The sequence below is a fragment of the Streptomyces sp. NPDC041135 genome (assembly GCF_055592085.1).
In genome coordinates, this window is sequence record NZ_JBVIYZ010000003.1 from 461,965 (window position 1) to 477,756 (window position 15,792).

The window sequence follows — 15,792 nt, forward strand, 5'->3', positions numbered from 1 at the left end:
GCCGCGACCGACCGGACCGGTCGCCGAGGAGCGCATACTGGCCCGATGAGGTCACGCACTTCCCCGGTCGGCCAGGCGGTCACGATACGGCGGGCCGTCGCGCGGGACGCCAGACGGCTCACGCGGCTGGTGCGTGGCTCGAGCGCCTACGAGGGCAAGTACGCGGCCGCGGTCGCGGGCTACCGGGTCGGTCCCGACTACATCGAGGCCCACCGCGCCTTCGTGGCCGTCGGCGCCGGCTCCGGTGAGCACGAGGGCCGGGTCCTCGGGTTCTACTCGCTCGTCCTCGATCCACCCGAGCTGGACCTGCTGTTCGTCGCCGACGACGTGCAGGGACGGGGTATCGGGCGGCTGCTCGTCGCGCACATGCGGTCCGAGGCCCGGGCCGCCGGGCTCGACCGGCTCACGGTCGTCTCGCACGCACCCGCCGAGGACTTCTACCACCGCGTCGGTGCGGTACGGACCGGGACCGTGCTCGCGAACCCGCCCGCCGTGCCGTGGGACCGCCCCGAGTTCGAGTTCCGCATTCCCCCCGAATGACACGGCCGGTGGCCCGGCCGGCGTACCGGCCGGGCCACCCTTCGCGTGCGGTGGGCTCCCGGGGCCGCGCTCAGTGGTCGGAGTAGCTGAAGTCACCCACCGTCCAGGCGCTGACGTCCTCGATCGCCACCCGGTACATCCCGCCCGTCTCCGGAATGCCCACCGTCCCTTGCAGGATGCGGGCGACGTGGAAGTGCAGATGGGTGGGGGGGCCGTCCTTCTCCGCGGGGGAGTCGAACACGGCGGCGAACCCGCCCAGGCGGGCGGAGTCCTTCAGCACCTCCGACACCCTCTCCCTCCACACCGCTTCGGGGGCGAGGCGGCCGGTGATGACAGTGCCACCGGTGACCACGGTCAGGGACATCTGGTTGCTCTGCGCGGACTCCACCAGGGCGGCGACGTCAACGAGCAGTTCGTCAGGCTTCGACATGAGGCGGACTATATTTCGCCCGCCGTTCGGCTGCTTGGGCGGTACCGCCACCGGGCCGCGCGCGGCGGCCCCGGCGGCGCCCGGACGCGAGCCCGGGAGCTGCCCGAACCGTCCGTACCCCCGGCGAGGCTCGAACGAGCGAGGCGGACTACCTCGCCTTCGAACGCGCGAAAATCTATGCCAGCCACAGTAGACATTGGATGGCAGTGTGGTTATGGTTTCTCCCGTAGCCGAGATCGAGCGAGGCCCGGCAGGAGACGAACTGCCGGGCAGCAGTACACGAAGGTGCAGTTGGCAGGACGGTTCGGTGGTGGAGTTCCGGAGCCAGAGCGGTCGCAGGACGGCGACGGGACTGACGACCGGACCGGGTGGCCCGCAGTGATCAGGGGCCGCCATCGGCAGTACCGCAGTGGCAGTACCCGTAAGTGCAGGTTCGCAGGACACAGCAGCGAAGTCGGTGAGCAGTACCCCGGTGAAGGCGTCGGCTGCGGGCGCGCGCACCGGGAGGTCCGCCGGGACCCGGCGGAGTTCAGGGCCGGGTGCACGTTCCGGGCCGGCAGATGGTGTAGTAGTTCCAGTTCCTTCGGGGCCCTGGTGCCAGGTACGGCACCAGGGCCCCCTACGCGTTCCGCAGAGAGGTGCGATGACAGCAGACGACGCGTTCGGCCGTCTCGATGACGACGACTACCCCGCCTACACCATGGGCCGGGCCGCCGAGATGCTCGGCACCACGCAGAGCTTCCTGCGCGCCATCGGCGAGGCCCGCCTCATCACCCCGCTGCGCTCCGCGGGCGGACACCGCCGGTACTCCCGCTACCAGCTGCGCATCGCCGCCCGCGCCCGGGAACTCGTCGACCAGGGCACCCCCATCGAGGCCGCCTGCCGGATCGTCATCCTCGAGGACCAGCTCGAGGAGGCCCAGCGCCTCAACGCCGCGTACCGCCGTGCCGCCGGGTCCGCGGACCCGACGGCAGCGGCCTGAGATGCCGCCGGCATGAGGTGAGCGTGCCCGCCGGCGTCCGGCGGGCACGCCAGCCGTTCCCGGGAACGGCTGCCGCCCCCGGGGACCTCGCTGACGGGCCGCGGCTCAGGCGTCGATGATGACCGGGATGATGAGCGGCCTGCGGCGGTAGGTGCGGAACGCCCAGTTGGCCACGGCGCGGGCGATGAGCTGTTCGAGCTGGTGCGCGTCCCCGACGCCCTCCTGGGCCGCGGTGGCCAGGGTCTTCTCGATGACGGGGATGACCGGCTCGAAGGTGGCGTCGTCGTGGACGAAGCCGCGGGCCAGGAAGTCGGGGGCCTCGGCGAGGCCGCCGGTGTCCGCGTCGACGATCGCCACCACCGTGACCACGCCCTCGGCGGCGAGGGTGAGGCGGTCCTTCAGGGACGCCTCGGTGGCGCCGCCGACCTCCATGCCGTCCACGTAGACGTTGCCCGCGGGGACCTTGCCGGTGATGGACGCGCGCCCGTCGACGAGGTCGACCACGACACCGTCCTCGGCGATGACGACCCGGTCGGGGTCGACGCCGGTGCGGATGGCGAGGTCGCCGTTGGCCCGCAGGTGGCGCCACTCGCCGTGCACGGGCATGACGTTGCGGGGCTTGACGATGTTGTAGCAGTAGACGAGTTCACCGGCGCTGGCGTGCCCGGAGACGTGCACCTTGGCGTTGCCCTTGTGGACCACGTGGGCACCCCACCGGGTGAGTCCGTTGATCACCCGGTAGATGGCGTTCTCGTTGCCGGGGATGAGGGAGCTGGCGAGCAGGACGGTGTCGCCCTTGCCGATGCGGATCATGTGGTCGCGGTTGGCCATGCGGGACAGCGCGGCCATCGGCTCGCCCTGGGAGCCGGTGCACACCAGCGTGATCTTGTGGTCCGGGAGCTTCTCCAGCTCCTTGGTGCTCACGACCAGCCCGGACGGGACCTTCAGATAGCCCAGGTCACGGGCGATGCCCATGTTGCGGACCATCGACCGGCCGACGAAGGCGACCTTGCGGCCGTGCTGGTGGGCGGCGTCCAGGACCTGCTGGATGCGGTGCACATGGCTGGCGAAGCTGGAGACGATGACCCGGCGCGGCGCGGTGCGCATGACCTGCTCGATTGCCGGATTCAGCTCACGCTCGGACGTGGTGAAGCCGGGGACCTCGGCGTTGGTGGAGTCGGTGAGGAACAGGTCCACGCCCTCCTCGCCGAGACGGGCGAAGGCGCGCAGATCGGTGATGCGGTCGTCGAGCGGGAACTGGTCCATCTTGAAGTCGCCGGTGTGCAGCACCAGCCCGGCCCGGGTGCGGATCGCGACCGCGAGGCTGTCCGGGATGGAGTGGTTGACCGCCACGAACTCGCAGTCGAAGGGCCCGAAGGTACGCCGGTCGCTCTCCCGTACCCGTACCGTGCGCGGCCGGATGCCGTGCTCCTTGAGCTTGGCCTCCAGGAACGCCAGCGTCAGCTTGGAGCCGACCACCGGAATGTCGGACCGCTCGCGCAGCAGGTACGGCACGCCGCCGATGTGGTCCTCGTGGCCGTGGGTGAGGACGATGGCCACGATGTCGTCGAGCCGGTCCCGGATGGAGGTGAAGTCCGGCAGGATCACGTCCACGCCGGGCTGGGTCTCCTCGGGGAACAGCACGCCGCAGTCGACGATGAGCAGTTTGCCCGCGTGCTCGAAGACGGTCATGTTGCGGCCGATCTCACCCAGGCCGCCCAGGGCGATGACCCGCAGCCCTCCTTCGGGAACGGGCGGGGCGGCTTTCAGTTCAGGGTGCGGATGACTCATACCCTGACGGTACCTGGAGTGCGGGACCGGGTGATCCATCGGCCGGGTGATCCGGCGACCGCCCGGTCCTCCCGCACGGCCGTCGGGGCCGGCGCAGCGTCCCGGAACAGGGCTCGGGGGCCACTGGGCGGGCAGCGAACCGGGACCGGGGCGTCTGCGCGGCCGGGAAGGGGGTACTCACCTGGTGCTCGGGACCGCCTGCCGCAACGCCCGCCGCCAGGGCGCCTCCCTCGCGGAGACCAGCGCGCAGGTGGAGCGGACGCTCATCGACCAGTTCAGCACCAGTCGCTACGTCACCGGGATCCTGGCCTCGGCCTGCCGGTCACCACGGCCACCGAGCAACTGGAACCCGGGGACCGCCTGCTGCTGTGCACCGACGGCATCGTCGAGGCGCGTGACGCACGCGGAGTGGAGTTCGGCCGGGACCGGTTCGTCGGCTTCATCCTGCGCCACCACTCGGGTCGGCGCACGCTGCACGAGACGCTGCGCCGGCTGAAGGCCGCCGTGGTGGACCATCACGACGGCCAGCTCCTCGACGACGCCACCGTCCTGCTCACCGAGTGGCGCGGCGGCCACGAGCAGGAGCTGAACCCGGGGGCGGGGCCGAGGACCCGGGCCGGGCCGCGCGGGTGCGGCCCCGGCCGGCCGCCGTCGGCCAGGGCGCACGGCCCGGGTGACCGGACGATCCGGACCGGGTTCAGCGCTGCCGTCGCCGCCTCTGCGGCCACACCGGCCGGGAGAGGCCGAGGCGCACCTGGTGCACCCCGTCGGAGAAGTGCACCAGCGGCTCCTCGGCGGGCAGGGGCAGTCCGGCCGCGCGGGTCACGTCCTCGGCGAGGTCGTCGAGCCGTGCCGCGCGCAGGGGCCACGGCTCGTGCTCGACGGGCGTCTCCCACAGGGTCCCCGCGCCGTGCGTGAACGCCCGCCACCGTGACGCCAGCCACACGTCCCGGGGCGTGGGACGGATCGGCGGGCCCGGACGCACGGTCATGCGGTAGGCCGGCCCACCGCCCCCTCGTGATCCGGTGTACGTCACGCGTCCACCGCCGCGCGCGAGCCGCAGCCGCCCGAGGTGGTACGGCGCCCCGATGGCGCGAGCCGCCAGCATCACCGGGGAGGCGACCTCGATCGACAGGAACCACAACCCTTCCCGGCCGCCCGGTCCGCGCACATAGGTGCGCAGATTGGTCTCAGGAAAGGAGGCCAGCGCCACGGGGGAGCCGGGAGGGCGGGTGTCGGCCATGACGAAGGGCGTGAGACCCACCCAGGCACGCCCGTCCCAGGTGTCGACCGTCAGCCCGCCGGGCAACAGGCGCTGGACGAGTTCCGGAGCGTACGACCAGTGCAGGAAGGTCTGGGTCAGCCAGCCGGCCCGCAGCGCCGGCGTGCGCACACGACGTTCCGGCCCGTACGTCACCACGCGCATCGACCCCCCTGCGGGCCCGTGTCCAAACCGCGGTGAGCGTCCGGTCCCCCGGCGCCCGCCCGCCGGCGAGCCCCCACCGAGGGGGTGGCCGTGGTACGTGAGAAGGTCTGGGGCGTGAGCGAGACACCACCGAACACCCTGCAATACCGCTTTGACGGGCCGGAAGACGCTCCGGTCCTGATCCTGGGTCCCTCACTGGGTACCACGTGGCACATGTGGGACCGGCAGGTCCCGGAGCTGGCCCGGCAGTGGCGGGTCTTCCGGTTCGACCTGCCGGGGCACGGCGGCGCGCCCGCCCACCCGGCCGGGTCCGTCGCCGAGCTGGCCGCCCGGCTGCTGGTGACGCTGGACGGGCTCGGGGTGCAGCGCTTCGGGTACGCGGGCTGCGCGCTGGGCGGCGCGATCGGCATCGAGCTGGCCCTGCGCCGCCCGGAGCGGCTGGCCTCGCTCGCGGTGGTCGCGGCCTCGCCCCGGTTCGGTACCGCCGACGAGTTCCGCCAGCGCGGGGTGATCGTCCGCACGAACGGGCTCGACCCGATCGCCCGGACCTCGCCCGACCGCTGGTTCACCGGCGGCTTCGCGGCCGCGCAGCCCGCGATCACCGAGTGGGCCGTGCAGATGGTCCGCACCACCGACCCCGGTTGCTACATCGCCGCCTGCGAGGCCCTCGCCGGGTTCGACGTACGGCCCGAGCTGGGCCGGATCGGCGTGCCGACGCTGGTGCTCGTCGGCAGCGACGACCAGGTCACCGGCCCGGCCGAGGCCCGCACCCTGGTCGCCGGGATACCCGACGCCCGGCTGGCGGTCGTGCCCGGCGCCTCGCACCTGGTGCCGGTGGAGCAGCCCGCCGCCGTCACCGACCTGCTGGTGCGGCACTTCTCGACCGCCTGGCAGCAGCCCTTCGACCACGGCACCGGCCACCACCCGGTCGCCCCGGTACCGCCCGCGCAGCCGGTGCCGGCCGCGGCGCCGCAGGTCGCGCCCGTCGCCGAGATCGCCCCGGCCGCCGCAGCGCCGCGCCCCCAGGGACCGGCCGACCGCTACGACACCGGGCTCAGGATCCGCCGCGAGGTGCTGGGCGACGCCCACGTGGACCGGACGCTGGCGCAGGCCGGCGACTTCTGCGGGGACTTCCAGGAGTTCATCACCCGCTACGCGTGGGGCGAGATCTGGGACCGGCCGGGCCTGGACCGGCGCACCCGCAGCTGCGTCACCCTCACCGCCCTGGTCGCGGGCGGTCACCTCGACGAACTCGCCTTCCACACGCGGGCGGCGCTGCGCAACGGCCTGACCCCGGCGGAGATCGCGGAGGTCCTGCTGCAGACGGCCGTCTACTGCGGGGTGCCGGCGGCGAACAGCGCCTTCCGGGTGGCCCAGCAGGTGATCCGCGAGGAGACCACACCGGAGGGGTGAATGGCCCGCCCGCGCGGTCAGCGGGCAGGATGGCGGACCATGAAGCTCACGAAGATGTCCCACGCCTGCGTCCGCCTCGAGAAGGACGGGCGGACGCTCGTCATCGACCCGGGCGGCTTCAGCGAACCGGACGCGGCCCTGGGCGCGGACGCCGTCCTGGTCACGCACGAGCACCCGGACCACTTCGACGAGGGCCGGCTGCGGGCGGCCCTGGAAGCCGCTCCGGCGGCCGAGATCTGGACGCTGCGTGCGGTCGCCGACCAGCTCACCGCCGCCTTCCCCGGCCGGGTGCACACCGTCGGCCACGGTGACGCCTTCACCGCCGCGGGCTTCGAGGTGCAGGTCCACGGCGAGCTGCACGCGGTGATCCACCCGGACCTCCCGCGCGTCACCAACGTCGGCTACCTGATCGACGGCGGCCGCGTCTTCCACCCCGGCGACGCCCTCACCGTCCCCGGCGCCCCCGTGGAGACGCTGATGCTCCCGGTGATGGCCCCCTGGAACAAGATCTCCGAGGTGATCGACTACGTCCGCGAGGTGCGGCCGCAGCGCGCCTACGACGTCCACGACGCCCTGCTCACCGACCTCGCCCGCCCGATCTACGACCGCCAGATCGGCGCCCTGGGCGGCGCGGAGCACCTGCGTCTTGCGCCGGGGACGTCGGCGCAGGTCTGAGGGCGCCGGGGCCGGGTTGTCGGACCCGCCGGGTAGGTTGTGAGACATGCGCATCGCGACCTGGAACGTGAACTCGATCACCGCCCGCCTGCCGCGGCTGCTGGCCTGGCTGGAGAGCAGCGGCACCGACGTGCTGTGCCTCCAGGAGGCCAAGGTCGCCGAGGAGCAGTTCCCGCTCGACCAGTTGCGCGAGCTGGGCTACGAGGCGGCGGTGCACGCCACCGGGCGGTGGAACGGCGTGGCGGTGCTCTCCCGCGTCGGCATCGAGGACGTGGTCAAGGGCCTGCCCGGCGACCCCGGCTACGACGGCCTGACCGAGCCGCGCGCCCTCGCCGCGACCTGCGGCCCGGTCCGCGTCTGGTCGGTGTACGTGCCCAACGGGCGCGAGGTGGGCCACCCGCACTACGCGTACAAGCTGGAGTGGCTTCAGGCGCTGCGGGCCGCCGTAGCCGGGGACGCGGCCGGCAGCCGCCCCTTCGCCGTCCTCGGCGACTACAACGTGGCGCCGACCGACGACGACGTGTTCGACGCGGCCGCCTTCGAGGGCGCCACCCACGTCACCCCCGCCGAACGGGCCGCCCTGGCCGCCCTGCGCGAGACGGGCCTGTCGGACGTCGTGCCGCGGCCCCTGAAGTACGAGCACCCGTTCACGTACTGGGACTACCGCCAGCTCTCCTTCCCCAAGAACCGCGGCATGCGCATCGACCTGGTCTACGGCAACCAGCCGTTCGCGGGGGCCGTCAAGGACGCCTACGTCGACCGTGAGGAGCGCAAGGGCAAGGGCGCCTCGGACCACGCCCCGGTGGTCGTCGACCTGGACGTGTAGCCGCCGCGCCCGGTGGCCGCCGGGGGCGGGATGTGCCGCGTGCCTGTGGTGCCCGGACCCCGGTCGGTGCGACGCTGGGCGCATGAACATCCCGTTCCTGGGCAGGCGGCGCGCACAGCCCCGGGCGCACGATGCGGAGGGTGTCGCCGGGCTGCTGTCCGAGTGCGATCTGCTGCGCTCGCAGGCGTCCCTCGAAGGTGTCGAACTCGACGACTCCGTGGGCTCGTTGGAGGCCCTCGACCAGCTGCTGCCGCGCTGGCGCGACGACGCGGAGACGCTGCCCTGGCTGGGCAACGACGCCGGGCTGTATCTGGGCACGGTCATCGTGCGCACGGTCCCCGGCGCCGTCTGGGAATTCCGCGGCGACGGGCAGCCCGTCGTACGGCTCGCGTCCGGGCGGGAGTTCGAGGTCGTCGAGGCGGGCCGGGAGTGGGCGAGCAGCGGCGCCCCGGAGCTGTCCCAGCTGTACGCCGAGGTCGCCGAGACATGAGACAGAGAGCTGGTGTGCATACGGCCAATGCCGGCGAAGTGCGTGTCGGGTCTCCCGTGCCTCCCCGGCTGGATGGTTTCGGCGAACACGACATGGCCGGACGTGAGGAGGGCTGCGGACGGCGGCCCGTCCCGGGCGCGAACAACACTCTCCAGCAGGCTTTCTGACCGTCTGTGAGGAGTTCTCACCTGCCGGAGGACCCCTCGCGCCGGACCTCGACTACGATGTGCCGTTCATCCCCGTGGCGCGGTCCCGGGACCGGGGCCGCAGGGTTCGCCCCGGCCGCGCCGGGGACGCTGCCGCCGGACGGGGCCCGACCCCCACGGCCCCTCGACCGCGGGGGACGGCAGTTCACGGGCCAGGCCCGGCCGGCGGCAGCCGGAGATCACTGCTCGCGCAGCGGGACGGACACGTACGACGGGTCGTCCGCGGGCGAGGAGAAGGTCAGCTGCGCGCCGGACGGGTTGTGCTCGGCGTACAGCGGGTCCACGGTGTCGACGACCACGGCGAGCCGGTGCCCGGCGGGGACGTCGTAGGCCGTGGCGAAGAGGTCCAGGTCCACCCCGAACGGCTGCCCCGGGGTCCGGTCGTGCCAGGTCAGCGGCGCGTGGGTGATCAGCTTGCCGAGGCCGAGCGGCCCCACGTCGTAGAGGTGGGCGATGAGGGTGCCGCTCTCCGCGGTCGGCGTGAGGGTGGTGTGCAGCCGGGTGGTGCCGCGCACCCGCTGGGCGGACGCGTACCGCTCCGACTGCCAGACGGCGGCCCAGCGGCGCGGCAGCAGCGGGACGGCGGCCACGGGCGGCAGCCGGACGGCCTGGTCGAGGATGCTGGAGAGCAGGACGATCCCGCCGTCCGCGCCCGAGTCGACGTTCGTGTGGATCGTCGTGGAGCCGCCGAGCGCGATCTTCCGGCGGGTGGCGGCCACCGACTTCCAGTCCGGGTAGCCCTCGTAGCCGTCCGCGCTGCGGGAGCTGAGTTGAACGGGCTGCTCGCGGTCGATGCCGTTGTCGACGCCCTTGAGGTAGTGGTCGAACCAGCGCTCGGTGTCGTTCCACACGTCGTTGGGCAGTCCGAACAGGCCGGTCAGCTCGGCGGTCGCGTGGTCGCCGGGGCGCAGCTCCAGCCGCTTGGGCCCGGTCAGCTTCTCGTAGAAGTCGGCGTACTGGTTGGCCGGGAAGACCGAGTCGCCCCAGGCGTTGGCGAGCATGACTGCGGTGCCGTTGGCGTTCAGTTCGCCGACGTAGGTGGCGGGGGAGCGCTTCTTCCCCCAGTCGATCATCTGCTGTTCCGTGCTCAGGTCGGAGGCGTACAGGTTGTCGAAGATCTGCCGCAGCTCCGGGCTCTCGCGGCCGGTGAGGGTGGCCGTGCCGTCCAGCAGGGCGGCCGCCTGGAGGTGCTGGGTGCGGCCCGAGTAGATCGAGGACACCAGGTCCGCCCAGCCGCTGAGCGCGGCCACCGTCGTGACGCGCCTGTCGTGGGCGGCGGTGAGCAGGCTGATGCCCGCGCCGTAGGAGACGCCGCCCATGCCGATGCGGTGCGGGTCGGCCGGGGTGTGGGCGAGCGCCCAGTCGATGACCTTGGAGGCGTCCGCGACGTCCGGTGGCCCCGCCACTTCTATGTCGCCGCCGGACTGCCAGAACCCGCGCACGTTGTACGTGAGCACGATGTAGCCGGAGTCGGCGAGCCGCTGGGCCTGGGCCAGGTACTCCACCTGCGGCAGGCTCCAGCTGGTGGGCAGCACGATGAGCGGGTGTCTGCGCGTGCCGTCGGCGTCCGCGGGCATGACCACGTTCGCCTTCAGCACGGTGCCGCCGTCACCGGCGATGTCGACGAACCGTACGGCCGGCGCGGCCGCCGCGGCCGGTGCCAGGCCGACGACGGCGCCGGCGATCAGGGCCGCCGACACGACGCCGGCGGCGGACGTGCGCAGGGTGGTGCGACCGTGTCCCATGGGTCACCTCTCACTCGGGTCCATGCAAAGTGACCCGACGGTAACCTCGGTCTCTTACCGTAAGTAACCCGTCAGTAAGTTACGTGCCGGTAAAGACTGCCGGAAAGGCCAACCCCGGCCGCCGGAGCGGGAGATACGTGCCGGTGTGGGCTGTGTGACGGTCGTGTGGCGGGTGGGCCAGGCGTACTGTCGACAGCAGGGCAATCTGGTTACGCTGCCCGGACGGTTCCGACGGGAGGTACAGATGGGTCGGCCTGGCACGCGGAAACTGGCGGTCGCGGCGCTCTCCGCCGCGCTGGTGTCGGTGGGGGCGGCGGCGCCGCCCGGCGCCCCGCACGAGGCGCGGGAGGTCACCAAGGTCCCGGTGGCCGTCGGCAGCGGCGGCGCCGTCGCCAGCGTCGATCCGGACGCCTCGGCCGCCGGCATCGAGGTCCTGAGGAAGGGCGGCAACGCGGTCGACGCGGCCGTCGCCACGGCCGCCGCGCTCGGCGTCACCGAGCCCTACTCGGCCGGCATCGGCGGCGGTGGCTACTTCGTCTACTACGACGCCACATCCCGTACCGTGCATACGATCGACGGCCGGGAGACCGCGCCGCTGACGGCCCGCTCCGACCTGTTCCTGGAGAACGGCAAACCGCTCGCCTTCCCGGACGCCGTCAGCAGCGGCCTGGCCGTCGGCACCCCGGGCACCGCCGCCACCTGGCAGACCGCGCTGGACGAATGGGGCCGCCGGGACCTCGGCACGGTCCTGAAGCCGGCCGAGCGGATCGCCCGCGACGGCTTCACCGTGGACGACACCTTCCGCTCGCAGACCGCGTCCAACGAGACCCGGTTCCGCTACTTCCCCGACACCGCCGAGCTGTTCCTGCCCGGCGGGAAGCTCCCCGTCGTCGGCTCCACCCTGAAGAACCCCGACCTGGCGCGCACCTACGAGGAACTGGCCAGGAAGGGCGTCGGCGCGCTCTACGAGGGCGACCTCGGCGAGGACGTCGTCGCCGCCGTCGACAAGCCGCCCGTGGACCCCGCCTCCGGCTGGAACGCCCGCCCGGGCAAGCTGTCCGCCAAGGACCTCGCCGCCTACCGCGCCAAGCTCCACAAGCCCACGCGGACCTCGTACCGCGGGCTGGACGTCTACTCCATCGCGCCCTCGTCCTCGGGCGGCACCACGGTCGGCGAGGCGCTCAACATCCTGGAGCGCACCGACCTCTCCGAGGCGAGCCGGGTGCAGTACCTGCACCACTTCATCGAGGCGAGCCGGATCGCCTTCGCCGACCGCGGCCGATGGGTCGGTGACCCCGCCTTCGAGGACGTACCCACCCGGCAGTTGCTGTCGCAGTCGTACGCCGACTCGCGCGCCTGCCTCATCAAGGACGACGCGGTCCTCACCAGCCCGCTGGCGCCCGGCGACCCGCGCCACCCGGCGGCCTGCAATTCCGGCGGCAAGACGGCGCCGACGACCTACGAGGGGCAGAACACCACCCACCTCACCGTCGCCGACAAGTGGGGCAACGTCGTCGCCTACACCCTCACCATCGAGCAGACCGGCGGCAGCGGCATCACCGTGCCCGGCCGCGGTTTCCTGCTCAACAACGAGCTGACCGACTTCTCCTTCGCCCCGGCCAACCCGGCCGTGCACGACCCGAACCTGCCCGGCCCCGGCAAGCGGCCGCGGTCGTCCATCTCCCCGACGATCGTGCTGGACCGGCACGGCAGGCCGGTGGTGGCGCTGGGCTCGCCCGGCGGCGCGACCATCATCACCACCGTGCTCCAGACGCTCACCGGGTTCCTCGACCGGCGGCTGCCGCTGGTCGACGCGATCGCCGCGCCGCGCGCCAGCCAGCGCAACGCGGCCAGGACGGAACTGGAGCCGGCCCTCTACAACGACCAGGCGCTGCGCGGGCAGTTGGAGGCCATCGGGCACTCCTTCTCGCTCAACCCCGAGATCGGCGCGGCCACCGGCGTCCAGCGGCTGCCGGACGGCCGGTGGCTGGCCGCGGCCGAGAAGGTACGGCGCGGCGGCGGCTCGGCGATGGTGGTCCACCCGTCACGGTGACACTGAATCCGCTGCGGTGACCGCTGAGTCCGTCGCGGTGACCCATGAGCCCGCCGCGGTCCTTCCGGGCCGCGGCGGACTCACCACCCGCTGGCGGGCAGGTGCTCACAACTCCGCTGCGGGCGCCGCGTCCTGCGCGTGGAAGGCGAGCCGCCCGTCCTCGACGTCCACCGTGACCCGGCTGCCCTCCGCGACACCGCCCCGCAGCAGCATCCGGGACAGCTGGTTGTCGACCTCGCGCTGGATGGTGCGGCGCAGCGGGCGGGCACCGTACTCCGGCTGGTAGCCGTGCTCGGCGAGCCAGTCGACGGCCGCGCCGGTGAACTCCACGGCGACGCCCTGCGCGTGCAGCAGCCGGCGGGTGCGCTCCAGCATCAGGTCGGTGATCCGCCGCAGCTGCTCGCCGGTGAGCTGCCGGAAGAAGACGATCTCGTCGATGCGGTTGAGGAACTCCGGCCGAAAGTGCTCGCGCAGCGGCCGCAGGATCTGCTCGCGCCGCGCCTCCTCGTCCGCGTCCGCGCCGCCCGGCCCGAAGCCGATCCCGGCGCCGCGCCGGGTGATCGCCTCGGAGCCGAGGTTGCTGGTCATGACGATGACCGTGTTGGTGAAGTCCACCGTGCGGCCCTGGGAGTCCGTCAGCCGGCCGTCGTCCAGCACCTGGAGCAGGATGTTGAAGACGTCCGGGTGCGCCTTCTCCACCTCGTCCAGCAGCAGCAGCGAGTACGGGTGCCGGCGCACCACCTCGGTGAGCTGGCCGGCCTCCTCGTGCCCGACGTACCCGGGCGGGGCGCCCACCAGCCGGGAGACGGTGTGCCGTTCCTGGTACTCGCTCATGTCGAGGCGGACCATCCGGTCCTCGCTGCCGAACAGGGCCTCGGCGAGCGCCCGGGCCAGCTCGGTCTTGCCGACGCCGGTCGGGCCGAGGAACAGGAAGCTGCCGATCGGCCGGTCGGGGCTGGCCAGACCGGCGCGGGAGCGCAGCACCGCCTCGGACACCACCGCGACCGCCTCCTCCTGGCCGACCACCCGCTGGTGCAGGTGCTCCTCCAGGCCCAGCAGCCGCTCCTTCTCCTCCTGGGTGAGACGGCTGATCGGGATGCCGGTCTGCCGGGACACCACCTCGGCGATGGCCTCGGCCGTCACCTCCAGGTTCTGCCCCTCGTCGGCCTCGTCGCCGCCGGAGCTCTCCGCGATCCGGCGCTTCAGTTCGCCGATGCGGTCGCGCAACCCGGTGGCCTGTTCGTACTGTTCGTCGGCCACGGCCTGGTCCTTGTCCCGGACCAGCTGTTCCAGCTCGCGCTCCATGGTGCGCACGTCCGAGCCCTTCGTACCGGCGCCCAGCCGCACCCGCGCGCCCGCCTGGTCGATCAGGTCGATGGCCTTGTCGGGCAGCCGGCGGTCGGTGAGGTAGCGGTCGGACAGCTCCACGGCGGCCACCAGCGCCTCGTCGGTGTAGCGGACCTGGTGGTGGGCCTCGTAGCGGTCGCGCAGCCCGCGCAGGATCTCGATGGCGTCCGCGACCGTCGGCTCGGGCACCAGCACCGGCTGGAAGCGGCGGGCCAGCGCCGCGTCCTTCTCGATCCTGCGGTACTCCTCCAGCGTGGTCGCGCCCACGATGTGCAGCTCGCCGCGGGCCAGCGCAGGCTTGAGGATGTTGCCCGCGTCCATCGAGCCGCCCTCGCCGCCGCCCCCGGCGCCGACGACGGTGTGCAGCTCGTCGATGAAGACGATCAGCCGGTCGGAGTGGGCGCGGATCTCGCCGATGATGGTGTTCAGCCGCTCCTCGAAGTCACCGCGGAAGCGGGTGCCAGCGACGACCCCGGTGAGGTCGAGGGCGACGACCCGGCGGCAGGCCAGCACGTCCGGCACGTCCCCGTCCGCGATGCGCTGCGCGAGCCCCTCGACGATCGCGGTCTTGCCGACCCCGGCGTCCCCGATCAGCACCGGGTTGTTCTTGCCGCGCCGGGACAGCACCTCGATGGTCTGCTCGATCTCCTCGTCCCGCCCGATCACCGGGTCGATACGGCCCTGGCGGGCCAGCTCGGTCAGGTCGCGGCCGAACTTGTCCAGCGTCGGCGTCGACGTGGAGCGCGGTCGCTCCGCCCGCGCCGGGGCCGGGTCCTGGGCGTCCGGCTGCCGCGGGCCGGCGGCGAACCGGGCGGAGTTCAGGATGTGCCCGGCGGCCGAGTCCGGATTGGCGGCCAGCGCGCTGAGCACGTGCTCCGGCCCGATGTACCCGGTGCCGCTGGCCCGGGCCAGCTCGTGCGCGTCGAGCAGGGCGCGTTTGACGGCCGGGGTGAGGGACAGCGAGGTCGGCGGCGGGCTCTCGCCCGGCGGGTGCTGCGCCGGGCCCGCCCGGTGGTCTATCTCCGTGGCCAGGGAGTCGGGGTCCGCGCCCGACCGGCTGAGCAGGCTCCGGGTGGGCTCGGCGGACAGCGCCGCGCGCAGCAGGTGCTGGGTGTCGAGGTCCCGGCTGCCGTGCTCGGCGGCGTACTGGGCGGCGCCCCGGACCAACTCCCGGGCGGGCTGGCTCAGCAGCCGGCCGATGTCCACCTGGCGAGGGCCGGGGGGAGAGCCCGCCCCGCCGAAGAAGCGGGCCAGGAACTCTCCGAAGGGGTCGCCCTCAGGGCCGATGAATCCGCTGGTCATCGTTACCGTTCCTCCGCAGACGAGTGGCCCGGCCGGGTAACCGGTTCGGGCTCGTTCATGCCACGATGGCATGTTCTGTCCCGGGGGGCATGCCGGGGCGCGGGTGAGGCGCCGAGGGACCGCCCGGCCCACCAGAACCGCATGCGAGCCCCGGCCGCGCTCCCGGACCGACTCCGGTCGCGGTCCCGGTACGGCCCCTCGATCCGGTTCCGGTTCCGATCCCGATCCCGGCCTCGGCCTCGGCCGCAGTCCCCGGCCCCGGTATCGGTCCCGGCTACGGTGCGGCTCCAGCCGTGGCCTCGGTTCGGTTCCCGTCGCGGTCTCGGTCCGGCCCCGGCCGGTTCGGGTCCGGCCCCAGCCGTGCCCTCGGTTCGGGCCCGGCCCCGGTCACGGGATCCGGCCCGGCTCCAGTCATGACCTCGGTTCGCTTCCGGCCACGGTCTCGGTCCGGCCCCGGCCGCGAAACCGGTCCGGTTCCCGTCGCGGTCTCGGTCCGGCCCCGGCCGGTTCGGGTCCGGCCCCAGCCGTGCCCTCGGTTCGGGCCCGGCCCCGGTCACGGGATCCGG

At 73.1% G+C, this 15,792-nt stretch carries 12 protein-coding genes and 1 pseudogene; 8 read left to right on the forward strand and 5 right to left on the reverse strand.

Translation table 11 applies throughout. The annotated features are described in order from the left end of the window. The first annotated feature begins 45 nt into the window (after positions 1-45). Complete coding sequence (locus tag ACZ6CZ_RS10270; protein WP_469017503.1) at positions 46-540, forward strand: GNAT family N-acetyltransferase; 495 nt, start codon at positions 46-48, stop codon at positions 538-540. 70 nt (positions 541-610) lie between these two features. Here the strand turns inward: ACZ6CZ_RS10270 and ACZ6CZ_RS10275 are convergent, their stop codons facing one another. Continuing rightward, entirely contained in the window at positions 611-970 is a 360-nt protein-coding gene (locus ACZ6CZ_RS10275; RefSeq protein WP_469017506.1) for a hypothetical protein, read from the reverse strand. A 643-nt stretch (positions 971-1,613) separates the two neighbouring features. On the opposite strand from ACZ6CZ_RS10275, the gene ACZ6CZ_RS10280 reads away from it, so the two are divergent. Further along, positions 1,614-1,952 (forward strand): MerR family transcriptional regulator, encoded by a 339-nt coding sequence (locus ACZ6CZ_RS10280; RefSeq protein WP_469017509.1) that lies wholly within the window; start codon positions 1,614-1,616, stop codon positions 1,950-1,952. A 105-nt stretch (positions 1,953-2,057) separates the two neighbouring features. On the opposite strand, the gene ACZ6CZ_RS10285 is transcribed toward ACZ6CZ_RS10280, so the two are convergent. Then, the gene (locus ACZ6CZ_RS10285; RefSeq protein WP_469017512.1) at positions 2,058-3,743 is read right to left on the reverse strand and encodes a ribonuclease J; all 1,686 of its coding nucleotides are present in this window, start codon (positions 3,741-3,743) and stop codon (positions 2,058-2,060) included. Here ACZ6CZ_RS10285 and ACZ6CZ_RS10290 point away from each other — a divergent pair. Further along, positions 3,735-4,247, forward strand: a pseudogene (locus tag ACZ6CZ_RS10290) (SpoIIE family protein phosphatase); the annotation flags it as partial. The gene ACZ6CZ_RS10285 and the pseudogene ACZ6CZ_RS10290 overlap by 9 nt on opposite strands. A 193-nt stretch (positions 4,248-4,440) precedes the next feature. Here the strand turns inward: ACZ6CZ_RS10290 and ACZ6CZ_RS10295 are convergent. Beyond that, positions 4,441-5,169, reverse strand: a complete 729-nt coding sequence (locus ACZ6CZ_RS10295; protein WP_469017515.1) for a YqjF family protein — start codon at positions 5,167-5,169, stop codon at positions 4,441-4,443. A gap of 114 nt (positions 5,170-5,283) precedes the next feature. Here ACZ6CZ_RS10295 and pcaDC point away from each other — a divergent pair, with 114 nt between their 5' ends. The 4 genes from pcaDC to ACZ6CZ_RS10315 all read left to right on the forward strand — a co-directional run bounded on the left by pcaDC (position 5,284) and on the right by ACZ6CZ_RS10315 (position 8,573). Then, positions 5,284-6,582 (forward strand): bifunctional 3-oxoadipate enol-lactonase/4-carboxymuconolactone decarboxylase PcaDC, encoded by a 1,299-nt coding sequence (gene pcaDC / locus ACZ6CZ_RS10300; RefSeq protein WP_469017518.1) that lies wholly within the window; start codon positions 5,284-5,286, stop codon positions 6,580-6,582. Positions 6,583-6,621: 39 nt separating this feature from the next. After that, complete coding sequence (locus tag ACZ6CZ_RS10305) at positions 6,622-7,257, forward strand: MBL fold metallo-hydrolase (RefSeq protein ID WP_469017521.1); 636 nt, start codon at positions 6,622-6,624, stop codon at positions 7,255-7,257. Positions 7,258-7,303: 46 nt separating this feature from the next. Next, positions 7,304-8,083 (forward strand): exodeoxyribonuclease III, encoded by a 780-nt coding sequence (locus ACZ6CZ_RS10310; protein WP_469017524.1) that lies wholly within the window; start codon positions 7,304-7,306, stop codon positions 8,081-8,083. 82 nt (positions 8,084-8,165) lie between these two features. Next, a complete protein-coding gene (locus ACZ6CZ_RS10315; protein WP_469017526.1) occupies positions 8,166-8,573 on the forward strand; it encodes a DUF6278 family protein in 408 nt (135 codons plus the stop codon). Positions 8,574-8,958: 385 nt separating this feature from the next. Here ACZ6CZ_RS10315 and ACZ6CZ_RS10320 read toward each other — a convergent pair whose 3' ends face one another. Continuing rightward, on the reverse strand, positions 8,959-10,524 hold the full coding sequence (locus ACZ6CZ_RS10320) for a CocE/NonD family hydrolase (RefSeq protein WP_469017529.1): 1,566 nt from the start codon (positions 10,522-10,524) through the stop codon (positions 8,959-8,961). Between the two features lie 244 nt (positions 10,525-10,768). On the opposite strand from ACZ6CZ_RS10320, the gene ggt reads away from it, so the two are divergent. Next, positions 10,769-12,577 carry a gamma-glutamyltransferase gene (gene ggt, locus ACZ6CZ_RS10325; RefSeq protein ID WP_469017532.1) on the forward strand — a complete coding sequence of 603 codons (1,809 nt, stop codon included), beginning with the start codon at positions 10,769-10,771 and terminating at the stop codon, positions 12,575-12,577. A 105-nt stretch (positions 12,578-12,682) separates the two neighbouring features. Here the strand turns inward: ggt and ACZ6CZ_RS10330 are convergent, their stop codons facing one another. Next, positions 12,683-15,226, reverse strand: coding sequence for an ATP-dependent Clp protease ATP-binding subunit (locus ACZ6CZ_RS10330; RefSeq protein WP_469017535.1), 2,544 nt, complete (start codon positions 15,224-15,226; stop codon positions 12,683-12,685). Between the last annotated feature and the right edge of the window lie 566 nt (positions 15,227-15,792).